The sequence below is a fragment of the Arcobacter iocasae genome (assembly GCF_042214795.1).
GTDB classification, from domain to species: Bacteria; Campylobacterota; Campylobacteria; order Campylobacterales; family Arcobacteraceae; genus Arcobacter; species Arcobacter iocasae.
Genome location: NZ_CP090177.1, coordinates 1,255,507 through 1,277,067, shown reverse-complemented (window position 1 = coordinate 1,277,067; position 21,561 = coordinate 1,255,507). Strand labels below are relative to the sequence as shown.

Below are 21,561 nucleotides of genomic sequence, written 5' to 3'. Positions count from 1 at the left end.
ATTATATATATTATCATATTTTTTTAATAAAATCTTAACAAAAAGTTAATTTAAGAGTAATAGGCATAACAAAAAATAACTAAACTTTTCCAAATCTTATTTAAAAAAGAGTTATGCCCCTTTGATTGAATAAACTCAAAACATAAAAAGTGTATAATCCAAAGTATAAAGATAAAGGTACACTTTGAAAATAGCAATAATAGGAGCAGGGGCAGCAGGAATAATATCTGCAATCACTGCTAAAAGATTAAATAAAAACTTAAAAATAGATCTCTTTGATAATAACAATGCAATAGGTAAAAAAATACTAGCAAGCGGAAATGGAAGATGTAATATCTCCAATACAAATGCAAGAGTAGAAAACTTCATAGGTGAAAAACCAGAGTTTACAAATTATGCCTTAAAAGAGTTTGATTATAAGGCTTTTGAAAAGTTTTGTAAGAGTATTGGACTATTACTTGATATAAAAGAGACAAACAAAGTATATCCTCTATCAAATGAAGCAAAATCAGTAGTAAACTTATTAGAAAATGAACTAGAAGATTTAGGCATAAATCTAATCTTAGAAACAAAAGTAATAGACATACAAAAACAAGCAAATAAATTTATAGTAAAAAGTACACACAATGAGTTCAAAGATTATGACAAAGTACTTATAAGCTCAGGATTAGCAGCAGCACCACAACTAAATGCCACAGAAGAGGGTATGAACATAGCTCAAAATTTCGGACACACATATAACCTAACTTACCCCTCACTTGTAGGACTTCATACAGATTTTGAACTAGCTTCAAGAATACAAGGGGTAAAAAAAGAGGCAAATGTATCTTTATACTTAGATGGAAAAAAAGAGTGTGAAATATACGGTGATGTACTTTTTACAAAATATGGCTTATCAGGTTTTGCCATACTAGATATTTCACAATACGCAGTTTATCCCCTAAGTCTTTACCAAGATGTACAAGTATCAATAAATCTTTTCCCAAATACAAACAGAAATGAACTCCTAGGACAAATAGAAAACCTATTTAAAACCCTACCAAATGCAAATGCAGTTTTATTACTAACAGGAATAGTATCAAATAAACTAGCCCCAGTAATCTGCCAAATAAATGCAATAGACAAAGAGACAAAAGCAAAAGACATAAATGCCAAACAAATAAGAGCCATAATCAACACCCTAACAAACTGGAGATTCAAAATCACAGACACCCAAGGCTTCAAACACGCAGAAGCAAGTGGTGGAGGGGTTAGAACTGATGAGGTGGATAATAGAACTTATGAGAGTAAGAAGGTAGAAGGGTTGTATTTAGCAGGAGAGGTTTTAGATATAGTGGGAAACAGAGGTGGATATAATCTACATTTCGCGTGGGCGTCAGGTCACTTAGCAGGACGAAGCCTAGCTAAATAATGGCTATAAATCAGCCACTTTTGCCCAATTTCTAGCCGTTATTTATTTAGTATATATATTCGACTATAATTTTTGTGTTATAATTATGCAACAAAGGAATAGGTTATTTATAATGGAAAAATTTAAAATTGTTGAACTTTCAAGAGAAGAAAAAGATTCGTTAGAACAATTAGGTACTAAAGCAAAATTTTGGTTTTTTGATAAAAAAACTAAAAAATTATTTAAACAAGGAAGACCTGATACTGGAGAAGATTGGGCAGAAGTAGTTGTTAGTAAAATTTGTGAAGAATTAGATATTCCTCATGCAAAATATGAATTTGCAAAATATCAAAATATGGAAGGTACTATTACAGAGAGTTTTGTTCCACAAGAGGGACGTTTAGTCTTAGGAAATGAATTATTAGCAACTATTTTAAAAAATATAGAATATGATACTTTAAAAAAATATGGACTAAGGGAATACAAATTAAGTACAGTTTTAGCTATACTTAAATCAGATGTTATTAATGTTCCTATAGGTTATAAAAATAAATTTATAACTTCAGCTTTTGACGTATTTGTAGGATATATTATGTTAGACTGTTTAATTTCAAATCCAGATAGACATCATGAAAACTGGGGATTAATTGTTTCTGAGGGGTCTGTATATTTATCTCCTACGTATGATCATGCTTCAGGTTTGGGGTGTCGAGAACCATTGGAAAGAAAAAGGAAAAGACTTATATCAAAGGATGAAGGTTTTAAAGTAAAAAGCTTTGTAAAAAGAGCCAAAACACCTTTTTATGATAGAAATGATGGCAAAAAACTTACTACATTAGAGTCTGTTATACTTTGTTCTATACACAATAAAAAAGCGACGATGTATTGGTTGAAAAAATTAGAAAATTTAGATATTGAAAAAGTAAGAAAGATATTTCATAAAATACCAAATGGTTTAATAAGAGAAATATCGATAGAATTCGCAATTGAGATGTTAAAAGTAAATAGAGATAGATTATTGGCAGGATTAGAGGTATTAAGTAATGAAAAATAAATTAATTTTAGTATGGAGAAATCCTAATACTAGAATGTGGACAGGAGTAGGACTTCTAGAGTATAAGAATAATAAGTATTATTTTAATTATACTAATGGAGCAAAAATTGATAAGTTCATACCTTTTGGACAAATGAATCAGTTAAATGAAACATATGTATCTGATGAATTATTTCCAATATTTAAAAATAGGTTACTTTCTAAGTCACGTCCAGAATATGAGGACTTCTTAAGTTGGTTAGATATTAAAAAAGAAGAGAATAATGATTTATTAGAACTAGCAAGAAGTAGAGGTATTAGAGCTACTGATGAATTGCAACTTTTCCCTGTTCCAGAAAAGAATGAAAAAGGAATGTATGAGGTTCTTTTTTTCTCTCATGGAATTAGTCATATTGCAAAACATTATTTGGAAAGATTACCCAAATTAAAGAAAAATGACCGATTACTTATTTTAAAGGATATTCAAAATGAATCAGACCCTTTAGCCTTGGCTTTGAGAACAAAAAATGACCCAGTTGAATTGTTAGGATATTGTCCTTCATTTTTTGTAGATGATTTTAATAGATTATTTGAACTAAATAATACAAATAACGTACAAGTAGTGGTTCAAAAAGTTAATTTAGATGCACCTTTGCAATTGACATTATTATGTAAGTTAACAACAAAATGGCCAGATAATTTTCAACCTTTTGATAGAGAAGAATTTTTACCATATGGTTGTTAGTGAAATAAAAAACTTATTATTTTAAAATTCAATTGCACGAAGACCTTTAGGTCTTCAAGAGCAAAAGCCAAACACTAAAAACAATCTAATATTAAAACTAATAAAACATACTTCTAATTTAATAGTCAAATGTAAATTTTAAATCAATACTCCCATAAGTTCATCTGGATATACTAGTAAGAAATACTAGGACATTATTGAACCTCAAACAAATAAGCATAGCCATTTATGCCACATACCTTACAAATAAATATGGATTTAAACTCAAAAAAGTAAAAAACTCTCAAGAAATATTTGATTTCCGATTAAAATATGCCAAACAATTATTAGGGAAATTAAACATAAATGTTGAAGTAATAAATAAAGAAAAAATACCACAAAATGGACAATACCTAGTTGTCTCAAATCATAGAAGCATAATTGACCCCTTGATAATTGAACTAGCTTTAGAAAATAGTAAAATCAATGGCTTTTGGGTAGCAAAAAAAGAGCTATATAACTCTTTTTTCTTTGGAACATTTACACGAAATGCTGGTACAGTTTTATTAGATAGAGATGCTTCAAATATGGCACCATTTTTTAAAGATACTAAAAAAATAGTAAAAGAGGGACACTCTATTTTTATCTTCCCAGAAGGAACTAGAAATAAAGAAAATACACCCTTATCTTCTTTTAAAGAAGGTTCTAGGATAGTTGCTTTAAAAAATAGATTGCCTATCTTGCCTGTTTATATAAAATCAAATGCAAATGAGGTTTTAAATGATGCTATTAATAATAGAACAAAAGGCTTGAAAGTTCAGATTGAAATAGGCGATATAATAGACTATAAAGATAAAACATCATTAGAAGAAAACTATAGAAAGCAGTTTATAAAAGAGTCTTAAAATTTATTTTTTAAGACTACAATTTTTTTAATTTTTTTAAATTGAAAAATACCACAATCAGTATGAATAAGACTATCTTCAAATTTTAAAATTTTAACATCTTTAAAACTTTTATTTTCATAAGTAAAGCAGACAAAATTTCTATCTTCCATAGCTTTTAATAAAAATATTTGTTCTATATTCACTTAACTCTCACTAACAACAACTTTATTTCTTCCAGAGTTTTTAGCCTCATATAGTGCTACATCCGCTCTTTTTAGAACTGATTCAATGGTGTCGTTTTCTTTAGATAAGGCGATACCAAAACTCATGGTTATATTTCCTATATCGTTAAAAGTATAGTTTGCTATATTCAATCGAATGTTTTCCATCAAATTATATACACCCTCTTTTTGTGATTCTGGACAGATTATTACAAACTCTTCTCCTCCAAATCTCCCCACAAAATCTGTTGTTCTTATGTGAGCTTTTAATATAATTGAAAGCTCTACTAAAACTTTATCTCCTGTTTGGTGTCCAAAAGTGTCATTGACTTTTTTAAAATGGTCTATATCTAAAATTGCTAGGGCAAAGGTATGCTTAAACCTATCACTTCTATTTAGCTCATTTTGTAATAGTTCATCTAACTTTCTTCTATTATATAAATTTGTTAGTTTATCTGTGATTGCAAGTTTTGCCAATTCTTTATTCTTCTCTTCAATATCTTTTTGGGCTTGTTGTAACAATTTATTTGTTTGTATGATTTTTCTATTCCAATAAATAACAAGAATAATAAATAAAATAGCTCCAATAGATATTTTCCAAACTAAATCATAGTCTATGCCTTTTTGATATTTTATAGGAATCCATTTACTGAAAATTTCTCTATGCATTTCATTTGTTATTTTATTTACTGTTTTTTGTAAAATAGTTAATAATGTTTTATCTTCTTTTACAACAGCAATTGAGAGTTTCAAATTTTCAGATATCTTTCCTGCTATTTTTAATTCTCCAAAATACTTTTGTTGAAATTCATATCCTATACTAGCCAAGGTATCAATATATGCGAAAAGTTCGCCATTTTTGACTTTATCTAGTCCTTCCTTTATGTCTTCTACTTCTATGATATTTAAAGAGGGATATTTTTGTCTAAGTATTTTTACAAAAGCATCTCCTTTTATGATACCAATTTTTTCACCCTCTAAGTCCAATATTTGATTTATAAATGGCACATCAACTCTTGTTGCTACTACTAAAGGAACTTCTAAGTAACTACTCGTGAAGTTTAAGTACTTTCTTCGTTCAGGCGTTTCCATACCAAGAGCCAACATATCACATTTGTGTTGTTTTATATAAGTTATTGACTCATTCCAATTTTTTGTTTTTACAAGTTCAAATTTTGCAGAGAGCATTTTTTCAAATAGATTATAATAATCTGAACTCATTCCAGAATGTTCACCTTTTTCATTAAGTCCTTCAAAAGGCATTCCATCTGGATTTATACAGTACTTAATAACATTTGTATCAAGATAGGCTATTTCATCCTTATTTAGTTCTATATGACCACCACTGTACTCTTTTATTGAACCAATCCATTTATCAACTAAAGCTTCTTTCTCTTTTTTTGTTATTGAATCAAGGGCTTTTTGGATAATAGAACTCAAAAGTGGTTCTTCAGGTTGAACTCCAAATCGTAAATCTTCTTTTTTTGTATTGGGAAGGATTAATTCACTGGCAAGTTTCAAATTTGAATAAAGGTTTTTTTTAATAAGATAGTTTATATTTGTAAGATTTTGAATCAAAGCATCGATTTTGCCAAAGACTAAATCTTTTGTTAAGTCTGCATAGTTATCGTAATAGATTAAATTCATTGTACCCATGTTTTCTAACTCTTTGATATAAAAAACATCTTTTAGTACTCCTACTTTTTTCCCTTCAAGACTTTTTATTCCATTGTATTGCCCAAAATTATCCCTTACAAATATCATAATTGGTATATCATAATAAGAACTTGTAAAAGTAGTAAAAGGCTCTCGAAATTTTTTATATGAAATACTAGTTATCATATCTACTTTTTTATCTTTAAAAGCGGAATAAATAGTTGTCCAATTATCTATTTTTTTTTCAAATTCTAAGCCTGTTCTTTTAGAAATCATTTTTAATAAATCATGTTCAAATCCAACTGGAGTATTTTTTATATAATATGCAAATGGTGTAAAGTCAGGCATCATCCCAACTTTGATTATTGGATGTGAAGCAATAAAGGTTTTTTCATCTTTTGTTAATTTAATAGGTTCTGCTATTGCATTTATTGATAAATAAAATAAAATAAATAATGGTATAAACAATATTCTCATTTTAATTCCTTATAAAGAAACCATTATAACAAGTAAAAGTTTCGAATTACTTTTATATAAATTTCTTTTTAAATATTAAGTTCTTATTTTATAGAAAAAAAAGTATAACCTATTATAATAAGAAATATATTTTATAGAGGATTTTTTATGGATAAAACAAAAATAGTGCAAAAACCACAAACCGAATTTGAAAGTAAATTATCACAAGATGAATACAATATAAATGTTGCTTTTTATGTGCACTTAAAAGAATACAATAATACAGTAAGAGATGAATTAGAAAAAAGACTAGGGGAAGTATTTTTATTTTCTAAGGGTGTTGAGTGGAAATTTGATAGTTTTGGCATAGAGAAAACAGGTTCTAGGGGTAAACAAATATTAGGTTATTTTATTTTTAGAACTGCAAATATTAGTGATCTTCAAAAACTATTTTTAAAAGAGTTTGGTGATTATCAAAATGCTAAAAAAATTACTTGCTCAGTTGCAGAGTATAAAAAGATTGATGAAAAGTTTTTTGAAGTAGAGTTGTAATTTAAAATTTTACATTTATTCTTGTCTTTCTTACTTTTATAATTTTTTGTTATATACTGATAAAAAATGAGATGAAAAGGGGATTATATGAATTTAAGAAAAATCACTTCACTTACAATCATGTTTGTGATGATTATCATGAGCTACACAGGTATTATGCTTTTTATCTCTCCTCCTGGGAGAATTGCAAATTGGTCAAATTGGAAATTATTTGGTTTAAGTAAAGATAACTATGCACATATTCATTCAATATTTATGGTACTTTTTATCATTATGACACTAATTCATGTTTTTTATAATTGGAAAGCTCTTACTAGTTATATGAAAAACAGTGCTAAACAAATGATATTTTTCACTAAAGAAATGCTACTTTCTATTGCATTAGTATTGGTTTTTTTGATAGGAACTATTTATTTTATTCCTCCTTTTTCTACTTTTCTAGATTTTGGGAATGGAGTAAAAAACTCTTGGGAAAAAGAGTATGGTTCTGCTCCTTATGCCCATGCTGAGTTATCTTCTCTTAAAATGTTTGTTAAAAAAATGGGTTATGATTTTGAAAAAACTCAAGAGATTTTAAAAACAAATAATATTAACTTTAAAACTACTCAAAGCCTAAATCAAATAGGTGATAATAATAGTTTAAGTCCTCAATTTATTTATAATCTTTTAAGAAAGAATTTTGAAAAAGCAGGGGAAGAAACTATCCAATTAACGGGAATGGGTAGAAAAACTATATCTGAAGTTGCGAAAACTTTAAGACTCTCAGATGCTGAACTTATCTCAAAATTAAAAGCTTTGGGAATTGAAGCAAAAGAAGATGAAAAATTTAGAGAAATAGTAGAAAAGTATGATATGAGCCCAATGTCTGTTATTGAAAAATTAGGATATAAAAAACCGGAATAAGCTTTTTGCTTATTTCAGTTTATTTAATAATTCAATAATATCTTGTGGGGTTTTTACTATAAAATCTGCACCATTTTCAAGTAGCTCTTCAACACTTCTAAATCCCCATTCTACACCAACTGCAATCATTCCTGCACTTTTTGCTGTTTTCATATCTGTTGCTGTGTCTCCTATAAATATCACATCTTCAACTTTTGTGTTTAGTTTTGTAGCAATTTCTATAGCCATAGTTGGATCTGGTTTTTTAGGAACATCACTTTTTTGTCCATGTATTTCTTGAAAGTTAAAATTATTAAATATGTTTTCCATATATTTTAAAGTAAATTTGTGTGGTTTATTTGATAAAACTGCTTTTTTAATTTTTAGCTTTTCTAATTTTTCTAACATTTCATAAATACCATCATAAGCAAAAGTATTATTGTGAGTATTTTGTTCATAAATTTCTATAAAACTTTTTAGTGCTATTTGAATATCTTCTTCTGATGCATTTTGAGGCATAGCATTTTTTACTAAAACTAAAGCACCATCCCCTACAAAATAGTTGTACTCATCAATTTCATGAGTTTTATAGCCATGTTTTTCTAAGACTTTATTCATACTAAGAGCAATATCTAAAATAGAATTTATCAAGGTACCATCTAAATCAAAAATAAGAGATTTCATGTATTATTTTCCTAAACTTTTTTAATGATTTTACATTAAAAAACTAAATAAAAAATAAGGATAAAATATTAAAATATGCGTGTTTAAAACCTTAATTTATGCAGAGATTTAAATTTAATTATTTATTTTAATGTAACTATAATATTGGTTTTTTGAAAAAGTGTGTAATAATAGAACTAAAACAAATTTTTTTTTATTCGACATAGGGAAAACTTGATTTTAAGACATTTCAAACGTAAGTTGTGAGAAACTTATCAAAATAAAATTTTTAATAAACAAAACAAAGGGAAAAAAAATGAAGGCATCTGATTTATTTGTAAAAGCCTTAGAAAATGAAGGCGTTGAGTACATATTTGGAATACCTGGTGAAGAAAACTTAGATTTTTTAGAATCATTAAGAAAATCTAACATTAAACTAGTTTTAACAAGGCATGAACAAGGGGCAGGATTCATGGCTGCAACTTATGGAAGACTAACAGGAAAAGTTGGAGTTTGTATCTCTACTCTTGGCCCTGGAGCTACTAACTTTGCAACAGCAGCAGCTTATGCACAACTTGGTGGAATGCCAATGATGATGATTACTGGTCAAAAACCAATTAAAAAATCTAAACAAGGTAGATTTCAAATTATAGATATCGTTGGTATGATGAGACCAATGACAAAATATGCAAAACAAGTTGTAAATGGAAATAATATTCCATCAATGGTAAGAGAAGCATTTAAAGTAGCAACAGCAGAAAGACCAGGTGCTGTTCATATCGAACTACCTGAAGATATTGCAGACGAAGAAGCTGGAGATCATGTTTACCCAGTAAGAGCTGTAAGATATCCATATGCTGATAAAACTACAATTTTACAAGCAGTTAGAATGATAGAAGCTGCAAAAAAACCTTTAATTCTTATTGGAGCAGGTGCTAATAGAAATAGAATCGGTGATGCTTTAACAGATTTTGTTAATGACACAGGAATTCCTTTCTTCACAACTCAAATGGGTAAAGGTGTGGTTGATGATAATCATAAATTATGTTTAGGAACTGCTGCACTTTCAGCTGATGACTTTATTCATGCTGCTATTTCAACAGCTGATTTAATTATTAATGTAGGTCATGATGTTATTGAAAAACCACCATTTTTTATGGAAGAAGGTCCTGATGCTTGTAAAGTTATTCACTTAAACTTCTCTCCATCAGAAGTTGATGATACATATTTCCCACACTTAGATGTTGTTGGAGATATTGCAGGAAGTGTTACTGATTTAAATAGAGCATTATCTCCACAAGATCATTGGGATTTTGATTTTTACAAAACAGTAATTAGAACTATCAATGTTAGATTAACTAAATATTTTGGTGATATGAGATTCCCTATTTTACCTCAAAGAGCTGTAAAAACTATTAGAGATATTTTAGCACCTGAAGATATTTTAACACTAGATAATGGTGTATATAAAATCTGGTTTGCAAGAAATTATAAAGCTGCTAGACCAAACACAGTATTATTAGATAATGCACTAGCTACTATGGGAGCTGGTCTTCCATCAGCAATGACAGCTAAAATGGTTTATCCTGAGAGAAAAGTTGTTGCAGTTTGTGGTGATGGTGGATTTATGATGAATTCACAAGAGCTTGAAACAGCAGTAAGACTTGGTCTTGATATTACAGTAGTAATTTTAAATGACAATGCATTTGGAATGATTAAATGGAAACAAACTGGTATGGGATTTGAAACATTTGGACTTGACTATGATAATCCAGATTTTGTAAAATATGCAGAGAGTTATGGAGCAATTGGACACAGACCAACATCTTGTGAAGAGTTTACTGAAACATTAGAAAAATGTGTAAACTCTAAAGGTGTGCATTTAATAGATTTAGCTGTTGACTATTCATTAAATCATGCTATATTAAATGATCTTGTGAAAAATGCAGAAACATTATTAGAAGGAGAATAGAATGAGTAAAACAATAGAAGTAACATCGCCGTTTGATGGGAAAGTAGTAGGGAATGTACCATTTAATAGTGAAGAAGAAGTACAAGCAGCAATAGATTTGGCAAGTGCGACTTTTTTAGATCATAAGAATGCCTTACCAAAATATAAAAGAATAGAGATTTTAGAAAAAGTAGCAGAGATAATGTCTTCGCAAATAGAAGAATTAACAATACTTTGTGCAAGTGAAGGTGGGAAGCCTTATGTAGATTCTAAAGTTGAAATAAATAGAGCGATCAACGGTATAAAACTATCTATTGAAGCCCTAGGAGCACTAGAAGGTAAAGAAGTGGCAATGGGTCATACAGCTTCAAGTGCAAATAGAATGGCTTACACATTTAGAGAACCAATAGGTGTGGTTGCAGCGATATCAGCATTTAATCACCCATTTAACCTAGCAGTTCATCAAGTAATTCCAGCAATCGCAGTAGGATGCCCAGTAGTAATCAAACCAGCAACTCAAACTCCAATGAGTGCAATAAGATTAGTAGAGATTTTAGAAGAAGCAGGACTTCCAAAAGGATGGGCACAAGCAGTAGTTTGTGATAGACATGGAGGAGAATTACTTGCAACTTCTCCTAAAGTAGATTTCCTAACATTTATAGGTTCTGGTGCAGTTGGTTGGTACTTAAAATCTAAAGTGGCAAATGGAACAAGAGTTGCTCTAGAACATGGTGGTGTTGCCCCTGTAATAGTAGAACCAGATGCAGATATCGATGCAATGATTCCAGACTTGGGTAAAGGTGGATTCTACCATGCAGGTCAAGTTTGTGTTTCTGTGCAAAGAGTATATGTACATGAATCAATTTGTGATGAAGTATCTTCTAAACTTTCTGATTATGCATCTAAATTAGTAGTAGGTGATCAATTAGACCCTAAAACAGAAGTAGGACCACTAATTAACCATAATGAAGTAAATAGAGTAGAAGAATGGGTAAATGATGCAGTAGCAAAAGGTGGGAAAATATTAACTGGTGGTAAAAGAATTTCTGATTCTTGCTTTGAACCAACAGTAATTTTAAACCCATCTGATGATGCAATTATTTCTCAAAAAGAGATATTCGGACCAGTAGTAGTAATTTATTCTTACTCAGATATAGAAGAAGCATTCGATAGAGCGAACTCTTTAGATGTGTCTTTCCAAGCAGCAGTATTTACAAAAAATATAGATACGGCACTAAAAGCAGTAAAAAGAATAAATGGGACAGCAATTATGGTAAATGACCATACAGCATTTAGAGTAGATTGGATGCCGTTTGGAGGAGCGAAAGCTTCAGGATTAGGATTAGGTGGGATTCATTATAGTATGGAAGAGATGACAAACCAAAAAATGATGGTAATCAAATCACCAGTATTATAAGAAGAGATTTAATCTAAAGAAGAAGGGGAAGCTTTATTGTTTCCCCTTTTTTTATGGATTCTTTAGATAGTGATTTAAATATTACTTATTAATAATCAGCTTTATATCCCATCCCATAAATATTTTTAATATGTAAATTTGGTACTTTTTTTCGTAAACGAGATATGATATTTTTAAGATTTCTAATATCTGCATTAACATCAAACTCTTCAAACCAAATAATATCAATAAGTTCTTCTACTGTACAGATTCTTCCATTATTACCTAGTATTGTATCTACAAAGATAATTTCTTTTTTTGTTAGTTTTATTGCAGTATTATTTTGCATTAACTTTTTGTTTTCCATGTCCCAAACCAAAGACTCATCAACTCTTAGTATATTTTTATTTTCATTTAATTTTAGGTGATAAATTTGATTAGTTAGTTTAAATATATCATCTAAAAAAGTAGAATAATTTATTGGTTTAGTGAAAAACTGATGTATTCCTAGATTAACTAAGGGTAAGAGATATTTAAACTCATTTCTTGCAGATAAGATTACAATAGTTTGATCTTTTTTTATTTTATATATGGCTTCAACTAATTGGGTACCATCAAAATTTGGCATTTTTATATCTGAAATTATCAAATCATAATATTTATTTGTCTGTGTATAAAATTCTTTATATTTATTTAAGGCATCTAATCCATCGACAGCTATTGTAACTTTTGGAAAAATATCTTGGAGTAATTCAAAAAATTCTTTTCTAAAATCAATGTCATCTTCAACAAAAAGTACATTAAAGTCTTTGGTATATTTTTTCAACAATCCATAGTCCATTAGAATCCTTTTAAAAAATTATATTAGCATTTTGTTTCTTATATTTGTGTATAAAAGAGCTTTTGAAGTATACCAGTAAAAAATGTGTATTATGTGAATATATTATATTTTATGATAGTATTTGAATACTATTTGAATACTATTTATTGTTAAACTATTAAAAATTTAAAAGAGATTTTATGACAGATAATCAAGTCCTTAAAAATATAACTGTTCTTTATGCAGAAGATGAATCTATAATACAAGAAGGAATAACAGAAACTCTAAATCTTTTTGGAATAAATGTTATTTGTGCTCAAAATGGGCAAGAAGGTTTATCTATTTTTAAATCTTCTAATAAAAAAATAGATTTAATCCTAACCGACATCAAAATGCCCAAATTAGATGGACTTGGTATGATTGAAAAGATTAGAGAAATTGATAAAGATATTCCTATAGTTATTACTACTGCCCACCATGAAACAAGTTTTCTTTTACAATCTATTGAATTAAATATTGATGCTTATGTATTAAAACCTATTGATATTTATAAATTAAAAGAAAATCTAACAAAAGCAATACAGGCAAAAGTTCTTAAAGAAGAGCTAATAAAAAAGAACATAAAACTAGAAATAGAAATTAAAAAGAATGAAGAAAAACAACATATTATAGAAAGTCAATCAAGATTTGCCGCAATGGGTGAAATGATAAGTATGATAGCTCATCAATGGAGACAACCCTTATCTTCAATTGGAACAGCATCTTTTAATTTAAAATATAAATTACTATCTGAAAAATTTGATTTAGATACACAAGAAGGTCGAACAGAACAAACTAAATTTTTCACTAATAAGCTTGATGAAATAGAGTTTTATGTACAAAACCTAACTACTACCATAGATGATTTTAGGAATTTTTTTAAGACAGATAAAGAGCTTGTTAATACAACTATTGAAAATTCTATTAAAAAGTCACTAAAGATAATACAAAGAGATTTAGAATCTAATAATATTGAATTAATACAAAAATTTGAAAGTCAAAATCAAATCAATATTTATGAAAATGAAATTATTCATGTGTTTTTAAATATACTAAAAAATGCTCAAGATAAGTTTATAGAAAAAAAGACAAAAGATGCAAAAATAGAAATTAAAACTTTAGATTTAGAAGATAGTGTCCAAATAGAAATACATGACAATGGTGGAGGAATTGCAGAAGAAGATTTAGATATTATTTTTGAACCATATTTTTCAACTAAAAAAGAAAAAAATGGTACAGGAATAGGTCTTTATATGTCAAAAATTATAGTGCAAAGTCACCATCAAGGAGAATTATTTGCAAAAAATATTAAAGAAGGTATTTCTTTTTATATAATAATACCTAGTATGCTATAATCAGAAAAATATTTAGGGGTAATTGTTTGAAGTTTCTTTTTTTTCTTTTTTTCTTTTTTAGTATTTTATATGCCAACTCAAGTGATTTGAGCGAAAAAGAGAAAAAATGGATTAAAAATAATGAGATAAAAATAGGTATTACAGATCTATATCCCCTAAGCTACCTAACCAGAGATTATCAAAGAAATGGATTTGCAAATGATGTTTTAAATCTCATAATAAAAAAATACCAAATCAAAACTAAATCAGTGGATATCACTCAGGGTGATATTGAATCTGCATTTGAAAATCAAGAAATAGATATAGCACCTGTAATAAATCAGAAAAAAGTAAAAAGTGATTATGGTATATACACTTCTGATATTTTACAAATCAAAAATATTTTATTTGTAAAAAAAGAACAAACTAATATTAACTCAATTGATGATTTGAAAAATAGAAAAGTAGCAGTTATTAATGAAGCAGGTGCAATATCAAATATTAAAAATCATTATCCAGATATAAAAGTTATAGAAACAAAAAATGTACAAGAATCTGCACAAGAACTCCTTGAGGGTAAAGTTGATGCCCTAATAGCTTCTCCTATTCTCATTCAAAAATATTTAGAAAAGAATTTAATTATTGATTTAAAGGCTATGCCTCTTATTAGTTTTAACCCTTCAAACTTATATTTTTTTATTAGAAAAGATAAAAAAGAACTACAATCTATTTTAGAAAAAGGATTAAACTCTATTTCCATAAAAGAGAGTAAAAAACTTTTTGATAAATGGTTTTTAAAAGACTTGGCTAATTTACCTATAATGTTTACAAAAGAGCAACTTAATTATTTGCAAAGAAGACCAAATATTACTTTATGTGTAGACCCAGATTGGATGCCATACGAAAAAATAGAAAATCATAAACATGTAGGTATTGTTGCTGATTATATGAAAGTTTTTGAGAAGAAAATAGGAATTCCCTTAAATCTTATAGAAACAAAAAACTGGACAGAATCTTTAAAGTACTTAGAAGAGCGAAAATGTGATGTTCTTTCATTAGTACAAAATATAAAATCAAGACAACACTATATGAGTTTCACAAAACCATATGTAACAGCACCCTTAGTTTTAGTTACAAAAAGAAATGTAAGCTTTATTAGTGATTTGAAAATGCTAAAGAATAAAAAAATTGGTATTCAAAAAAACTTTGCATACAATGAAATAATAAGACGAGATTATCCTAATTTACAAGTTGTAGATGTAGATCACCTACGAATGGGTTTGAAAAAAGTTGAAAGGGGAGAACTCTTTGGACAAGTAACTACCCATCTTAATGTTGCTTATGCTTTTCAAGAAGAGTTTTATGGAAGTTTGCAAATATCAGGTAAATTTGATGAAAAATGGCATCTATCTGTTGGTGTAAGAAATGATGACCCCGTACTATTAAGTATATTTGAAAAAGTAGTTGATTCTATAAGTGATGAAACAAAACAAAGAATTATAAATAAGTGGGTCTCTATTAAATATGAAAAAAGTATTGATTACAAACTGTTTTGGAGTATTATATCTTTTCTATTTTTTATTCTATTGCTAATTTTATATACATATATACTTCAACGAAAATATATTAAAAAATTGACAAATGTAAAAGAAGAAATAGAGATGTTAAACAGTACTTTGGAAAAGAAAGTACAAAGTAGAACTCAAGAACTAGAATTATCAAATAGAAAACTAAAAATCAAAACTCATGAGCTTGAACATTTAAATAACACATTAGATACTAGAATAAAAGAAGAGATTAATAATAGAAAAAAACAAGAACAATTATTGATTCAACAATCAAAACTTGCAGAAATGGGTGAAATGATAAGTATGATTGCCCATCAATGGAGACAACCTTTAAGCGCTTTAAGTACAGTTATTCAAAATATACATTTAAGACACTCTCTTGGAAAATTAGATAAAGAGTATTTGGAGAAACAGAGAGTTTTAAGTAATGCACTTACCGATAAAATGTCTAAGACAATTGATGATTTTAAAAACTTTTTTAAACCAAATAAAGAAAAACAATTTTTCTCAATAGGAGATGCCCTTCAACAAACAATTTTTCTTATTGATGATAGTTTTAAAAGTAATAATATTAAAATCGAAAATAGAATTTCTTATGATGCAATTATATGCGGGTTTGAAAGTGAACTTTCTCAAGTACTATTAAATATCCTTACAAATTCAAAAGATGCTTTTTTAGATCTAAAAATAAAAAATCCATGTATTACTATAACAACTAAAAAAGCTGAAACTCATATTAGAATATTGATTGCAGATAATGCAGGTGGAATTAATGAGTCAATTATTCATAAAATATTTGAACCTTATTTCACAACAAAAGATAGTTACAACGGTACAGGACTTGGATTATATATGAGTAAAATGATTATTGAACAAAATATGAAAGGGGAATTAAGTGTGCAAAATATTCCAAATGGAGTTAAATTTTCTATTTTTATTCCTATTAATATAAAGAATAACTTCTCATCAATAAAAAATAAAGAACAGAAATAAATATACTAAATTTATTTTAACTTTTATTTTATAGTACCTTCTTTTAGTAATATACTTGATGCTATTTAATTTAAATAGTAATTCTTCCTTATAAATACTCTCTACTAAAACATATAAAAATAATCAATAATGATACTATTTGAGTACCCTCTTCTGTAATAATTAATTGAAACAAAATTATTAAATATAAAAGAGGAAAAAATGACTAATCAAAAATTACAAGAACGAAAAAACAAAGTATTTGCAAGAGGACAAGGAAATACTTATCCTGTATTTGTTGAAAAAGCAAAAAATGCAGAACTTTGGGATGTTGAAGGTAATAGATTTATTGATTTTGGAACAGGAATAGCTGTATGTAATACAGGGCATAGTCATCCAAAAATTATAGAAGCAGTAAAAACACAAATAGAAAATTTTAGTCATACTTGTGTAATGGTAAATCCATACGAAGTAGCAGTTGAATTAGCAGAAAAACTAACAGCCTTAGCTCCAGGTGATACTCCCAAAAAAGCAATTTTTGTAACAACAGGTGCAGAAGCAGTTGAAAACTGTGTAAAAATTGCAAGAGCACATACAAAAAGAAGAGCTGTAATTGCATTTAATGGAGCTTTTCATGGAAGAACTAGTTTAACAATGGCATTAACAGGTAAAACAGCTCCATATAAAATTGGATTTGGACCATTTCCTGGTGAAATTTATCATGTTCCTTTTCCATCTGAAGCATATAGTGCAACTGTTGAAGATTCATTAAGAGGAATTAAAAACATATTTAAATCAGATGTACCAGCAGAAGATGTAGCTGCAATTATTGTTGAACCAGTTCAAGGTGAGGGTGGATTTTATGAAACACCAGTTGAACTATTACAGGCTTTGAGAAAAATATGTGATGAAAATGGAATTGTATTAATTTTTGATGAGATTCAATCAGGATTTGGTAGAACTGGAAAAATGTTTAATAGTGAATATTCAGGGGTTGAACCAGATTTAATGACTATGGCAAAAGGTATTGCTGGTGGTTATCCATTATCAGCAGTTGTTGGGAAATCTGAAATTATGGATGCTCCTGTACCTGGTGGATTAGGTGGAACTTATGGTGGATCACCAGTAGGTTGTGCAGCTGGTTTAGCAGTACTTAAAGTTATGGAAGAAGAAGATTTATTAAATAGATCAGTAGTTATTGGAGATTTATTCAATAAAAGATTGACTGCCTTACAAAATGAATTTCCGAAATTAATTTCTCATGTAAGAAATAAAGGTTCTATGATTGCATTGGAATTAATGGTTGATGGTGATTCAAATGTTCCAAATACTGAATTAACTAAAGCAATTATATCAAAAGCAGTAGAGTATGGATTGATTTTATTATCTTGTGGATATAACGGAAATGTTATTAGATTCTTACCACCTTTAACAATCAGTGATGAAATCGCAAATGAAGGTTTAGATAAATTTTCAGAGTTATTTAGAAGTATAGCAAAATAAAAAATTTAAATTATAAGAAAAGGGGGAACTTTTATTATTAAAATAGGTGTAAACAACTAATCTTGATATTAATGATTTTTCTTTTTGAAAAATCATTAATTAAAAGTTTAAAATAAAAAATAAAAAATAAAATAAAAGGAATGAAAATGTTTAATAAGTTTAAAAAGAACATAATTGCAACATCTGTAATTGCGCTATTAGGTATTATGGCTATGGTTGATACTGCTTCTGCAGCAGAATTTAATTGGAGGTTCGGAAATTTATACGGACGAGGAACAGCATTTGGTAAAATCTATGAAGATCTTGCAAAAGGAATAGAAACAAAAACTAATGGAGAGATTAAAGTTCAAGTACTTTTCTCAGGTGAAGGTGTTGGAAGTTCAGGGTTATTAGGAGCTGCAAAATCAGGTCTAGTACAAATGATTGCACCTTTTCAAGCACTAAATGCAGGAGAATTACCAGCAGGTATAATTGAACTTGGTTTACCAGGTGGTACAGCTGATACTGATAAATTATATAAACTATTCCATGAGCAAGGTTTTGGAGATATCCTTAAAAAAGCTTATGATGCACAAGGACTTGTATGGTTAGAGCCATATATTCAACCACCAGTTTATATTATTACTAAAAAACCAATTAATTCAATTGCAGATTTCCAAGGACTTAAAATTAGAGCTCCAGGTGCATATGGTAAATTCTTAAGAAACTTAGGTGCATCTCCTGTATCTTTAGCTTGGAGTGAAATTTATACAAGTTTAGCAACAGGTGTTATTGATGGTTCTATTGGTTCTAATATGATTGACCATAGAGATGGAAATCACGTAGAAGTTGCAAAGTATATGTATAGATTACCATTAGCTGGTGCACAAGTATTACCTATTCTTGTTAATAAATCAGCTTGGAATAAATTATCTGATAAATTAAAAAAAGAAGTTTATGAAGCAACTGTAGATCATGCAAAAGAACAATTAACTAAATCAAGACAATGGGAAAAAGAAGCTGTTGATCAAATGGTTAAAAAAGGTCTAAAATGGAGTCCTGAACCATCAGCTGCTGATAAAGCTGCTTGGAAAAAAGCAGGTGCTGGTTTATGGGATGAGTATTCTAAAAAAGGTCCATATAGTAAACAATTGATTGATGTTCTTAGAAAAACACAAAACTAGTAATTGAATTTTGAACAAGTATTACCATGTTTAAAAGGATTTTACAACTATTTTGTGTATCAATTGACACACCGGTTATGTGGTTAGGCAAGGGGGTATCAGTAATGGTACCCATTCTTGCTTTTGTAGTTTTTTATGGGACAATAGCTCGATATATGTTTGATTCACCTCCTATTTGGACATTTGATATTGCCTTATTTTTATTTGGTTATATTGCTGCTATAGGTGGAGCTTATGCCCAACAAAAAAGATCTCATATTAATGTAGATATATTCTACATAAAAGTTTCTCCTCAAGTTAAGGCTATATTTAATCTTATTACTTATTCATTAGGCATCTTTTTTCTTATTATTGTTTGTTATCTTTGCCTTACTAAATTTAATGAGGCTATGGCCTTAAATTATCGTCGTCAAACTGAATGGGCACCTCCGATGTGGCATTTCTGGCTTATGTTCTGTATTTCTAGTGGATTATTTGCAATTCAATTAGTTAGAAATATGATCGTAGAACTTTATTTCCTGTTTACAGGAACACCATTACTAGAAAAAAAGGAGCATAAAAATGGGAATTGAGACACTTTCTATTGTTTTATTAATTTGTCTTTTATTTTTCTTCATAATTGGATCTCCTGTAGGTCTAGCATTAGGTGGAATTGCAATGTTAATTGGTTATTTTTCTTGGGGAACAGGGATTTTCAATGTTATTCCAACAACAATAGAATCAACATATTTTAATTATATTTTACTTGCTATTCCTCTTTATATTTATATGGGACAACTTTTATCACACACGGGTATTGGTGATGCGATGTTTAAAGCTAGTCAATTGATGATTGGTAAAGTTCGTGGTTCACTAGCCATTAGTGTTGTTTTCATCTGTTCTATGATTGGTGCTATGGTTGGAATAATCGGTGCTGGGATTATGAGCTCTGGAAGTATTGCTTTAAAACCAATGTTAGATGCGGGATATGATCGTAAATTAGCGCTTGGAACAATTATGGCAGGTGGAGCTTTGGGAATTTTAATTCCTCCAAGTATTCCAATGGTTATGTTTGCAGCTTCAACACACAATTCAGTTGGACGAATGTTTATAGGCGCAATTGTGCCAGCTTTATTGACAATTACGCTTATAATAATTTATATCGTAGTTAGTACAAAGTTGAATCCAAAGCGTGCTCCTTTACTTAGTGAAACAATAGGTTTACCTGTTTTAAAAGCAAAAGATAAATTTAAAATAGCTGTAGATGGATTTTTCTCTATTGGTTTGATTTTTGTTGTTTTAGGTAGTATTATTTTAGGTATAGCAACACCAACTGAATCAGGTGCCTTAGGAGTAGCAGGAGCAGTTATTCTTGCAATGTTCTTCAAAAGATTTAAATTTGAAATATTTAAAAAAGCAGGTTTACAAGCCGCATCATTGATTAGTGTTGCTATGTGGATTATTTTAGGTGCTTCATTATTTAGTAATTTCCAGTTACTTATGGGAATTCAAAGTATGATTGCTAATTTTGCACAAGGTTTAGATTTACCTCCAATTGTTATTATTATGATGTTCCAAGTTATAATGATATTATTGGGATTTATACTTGATGATTATGTTATTGTATTGATGTGTGCACCATTATTTACTCCTATTGCTGTTTCGTTGGGTTATGATCCAATTTGGTTTGGGGTATTGATGATTATTAATATTTTAATTGCGGTGCAAACACCACCTTATGGATTTGCATTATTTTATCTTAAAGGGATTACTCCACCTGATGTAGGAATGAGTGAAATTTATAAATCAGTAACTCCTTTTATACTTATTAATTTAGTTGTATTAATTACTTGTATGATTTTTCCAGACATTGTTGTTTGGCTACCCAATTTGATTATGGGATAAAGGAAAGTTTTAATGTTTAAAAATATTTTAGTACCGATTCATATTGCATATTCAAAGAATCATGAAAAGTTATTTAAAGGGGCTTTGGAAGTTTTAGATGATGATGGAAAAATGACTTTGTTATTTACAAATCAAAATCGTATACATGGTTCTGTGGTTTTAGATGATGACAATCAAACAAATTATGATCATGTTGCCTTAGATAAATTAAAAGAGATTGCCAAAAAGCATTCCTTGCCCTTGGATAAAGTATCTTTTGTAGTAAAAGATGGAATTGTTCATGATGAGATTCTTGATGAAGCAAAAAGAAGAAAGGCTGATGCAATTGTAATGATGGCAACAAGACCTGGATTAAGTAGTTATTTTATTAGTAGTACAGCTGAGCGTGTAATTAGACATGCTCACTGTTCTGTATTTGTAATACGATTAGAAAATCGTTAGTTAATAATAGTTTTATATATATAAAT

Annotated in this window: 19 protein-coding genes; 15 read left to right on the top strand and 4 right to left on the bottom strand. The window is 28.8% G+C overall.

The features are described from left to right. Window positions 1–184 precede the first annotated feature (184 nt). From LXN10_RS06410 to LXN10_RS06395, 4 genes are all read left to right on the top strand, one after another. Window positions 185–1,411 carry an NAD(P)/FAD-dependent oxidoreductase gene (locus LXN10_RS06410; protein WP_375725038.1) on the top strand — a complete coding sequence of 409 codons (1,227 nt, stop codon included), beginning with the start codon at window positions 185–187 and terminating at the stop codon, window positions 1,409–1,411. Between the two features lie 112 nt (window positions 1,412–1,523). Next, window positions 1,524–2,444 carry a hypothetical protein gene (locus tag LXN10_RS06405; protein ID WP_375725037.1) on the top strand — a complete coding sequence of 307 codons (921 nt, stop codon included), beginning with the start codon at window positions 1,524–1,526 and terminating at the stop codon, window positions 2,442–2,444. Beyond that, window positions 2,434–3,168, top strand: a complete 735-nt coding sequence (locus LXN10_RS06400) for a hypothetical protein (protein WP_375725036.1) — start codon at window positions 2,434–2,436, stop codon at window positions 3,166–3,168. Before LXN10_RS06405 ends, LXN10_RS06400 begins: the two co-directional genes overlap by 11 nt. Before the next feature lie 197 nt (window positions 3,169–3,365). Then, a complete protein-coding gene (locus tag LXN10_RS06395; protein ID WP_375725035.1) occupies window positions 3,366–4,052 on the top strand; it encodes a lysophospholipid acyltransferase family protein in 687 nt (228 codons plus the stop codon). On the opposite strand, the gene LXN10_RS06390 is transcribed toward LXN10_RS06395, so the two are convergent. Together LXN10_RS06390 and LXN10_RS06385 are read right to left on the bottom strand one after the other, a co-directional pair. Next, window positions 4,049–4,237, bottom strand: coding sequence for a hypothetical protein (locus tag LXN10_RS06390; protein ID WP_375725034.1), 189 nt, complete (start codon window positions 4,235–4,237; stop codon window positions 4,049–4,051). The two genes, LXN10_RS06395 and LXN10_RS06390, sit on opposite strands and share 4 nt — an antisense overlap. Further along, window positions 4,238–6,388, bottom strand: coding sequence for a transporter substrate-binding domain-containing diguanylate cyclase (locus LXN10_RS06385; RefSeq protein WP_375725033.1), 2,151 nt, complete (start codon window positions 6,386–6,388; stop codon window positions 4,238–4,240). 147 nt (window positions 6,389–6,535) lie between these two features. On the opposite strand from LXN10_RS06385, the gene LXN10_RS06380 reads away from it, so the two are divergent. Both LXN10_RS06380 and LXN10_RS06375 read left to right on the top strand, forming a co-directional pair. Then, window positions 6,536–6,919, top strand: a complete 384-nt coding sequence (locus LXN10_RS06380; RefSeq protein ID WP_375725032.1) for a hypothetical protein — start codon at window positions 6,536–6,538, stop codon at window positions 6,917–6,919. 87 nt (window positions 6,920–7,006) lie between these two features. Then, the gene (locus LXN10_RS06375) at window positions 7,007–7,822 is read left to right on the top strand and encodes a DUF4405 domain-containing protein (protein ID WP_375725031.1); all 816 of its coding nucleotides are present in this window, start codon (window positions 7,007–7,009) and stop codon (window positions 7,820–7,822) included. A 9-nt stretch (window positions 7,823–7,831) separates the two neighbouring features. On the opposite strand, the gene LXN10_RS06370 is transcribed toward LXN10_RS06375, so the two are convergent. After that, window positions 7,832–8,485, bottom strand: coding sequence for an HAD family hydrolase (locus tag LXN10_RS06370; protein ID WP_375725030.1), 654 nt, complete (start codon window positions 8,483–8,485; stop codon window positions 7,832–7,834). A 295-nt stretch (window positions 8,486–8,780) separates the two neighbouring features. Here LXN10_RS06370 and LXN10_RS06365 point away from each other — a divergent pair, with 295 nt between their 5' ends. Next, on the top strand, window positions 8,781–10,436 hold the full coding sequence (locus LXN10_RS06365; protein WP_375725029.1) for an acetolactate synthase large subunit: 1,656 nt from the start codon (window positions 8,781–8,783) through the stop codon (window positions 10,434–10,436). A 1-nt stretch (window position 10,437) separates the two neighbouring features. Further along, window positions 10,438–11,832, top strand: coding sequence for an aldehyde dehydrogenase family protein (locus LXN10_RS06360; protein WP_375725020.1), 1,395 nt, complete (start codon window positions 10,438–10,440; stop codon window positions 11,830–11,832). An 88-nt stretch (window positions 11,833–11,920) separates the two neighbouring features. On the opposite strand, the gene LXN10_RS06355 is transcribed toward LXN10_RS06360, so the two are convergent. Beyond that, a complete protein-coding gene (locus LXN10_RS06355) occupies window positions 11,921–12,652 on the bottom strand; it encodes a response regulator transcription factor (protein ID WP_375725028.1) in 732 nt (243 codons plus the stop codon). A gap of 179 nt (window positions 12,653–12,831) precedes the next feature. On the opposite strand from LXN10_RS06355, the gene LXN10_RS06350 reads away from it, so the two are divergent. From LXN10_RS06350 to LXN10_RS06320, 7 genes are all read left to right on the top strand, one after another. Beyond that, window positions 12,832–14,025, top strand: coding sequence for a response regulator (locus tag LXN10_RS06350; protein WP_375725027.1), 1,194 nt, complete (start codon window positions 12,832–12,834; stop codon window positions 14,023–14,025). 26 nt (window positions 14,026–14,051) lie between these two features. Further along, window positions 14,052–16,565 (top strand): transporter substrate-binding domain-containing protein, encoded by a 2,514-nt coding sequence (locus LXN10_RS06345; protein ID WP_375725026.1) that lies wholly within the window; start codon window positions 14,052–14,054, stop codon window positions 16,563–16,565. Window positions 16,566–16,766: 201 nt separating this feature from the next. After that, window positions 16,767–18,047: a 4-aminobutyrate--2-oxoglutarate transaminase gene (gene gabT / locus LXN10_RS06340; protein ID WP_375725025.1), complete on the top strand. Its 1,281-nt coding sequence runs from the start codon at window positions 16,767–16,769 to the stop codon at window positions 18,045–18,047. 146 nt (window positions 18,048–18,193) lie between these two features. Next, window positions 18,194–19,210: a TRAP transporter substrate-binding protein DctP gene (dctP, locus tag LXN10_RS06335; protein WP_375725024.1), complete on the top strand. Its 1,017-nt coding sequence runs from the start codon at window positions 18,194–18,196 to the stop codon at window positions 19,208–19,210. A gap of 104 nt (window positions 19,211–19,314) precedes the next feature. Next, window positions 19,315–19,782, top strand: a complete 468-nt coding sequence (locus LXN10_RS06330; RefSeq protein ID WP_375725023.1) for a TRAP transporter small permease subunit — start codon at window positions 19,315–19,317, stop codon at window positions 19,780–19,782. Next, window positions 19,772–21,094: a TRAP transporter large permease gene (locus tag LXN10_RS06325; protein WP_375725022.1), complete on the top strand. Its 1,323-nt coding sequence runs from the start codon at window positions 19,772–19,774 to the stop codon at window positions 21,092–21,094. The genes LXN10_RS06330 and LXN10_RS06325 overlap by 11 nt, the downstream gene beginning before the upstream one ends. A 12-nt stretch (window positions 21,095–21,106) precedes the next feature. After that, complete coding sequence (locus tag LXN10_RS06320) at window positions 21,107–21,535, top strand: universal stress protein (protein ID WP_375725021.1); 429 nt, start codon at window positions 21,107–21,109, stop codon at window positions 21,533–21,535. The last annotated feature ends 26 nt before the right edge of the window (window positions 21,536–21,561 follow it).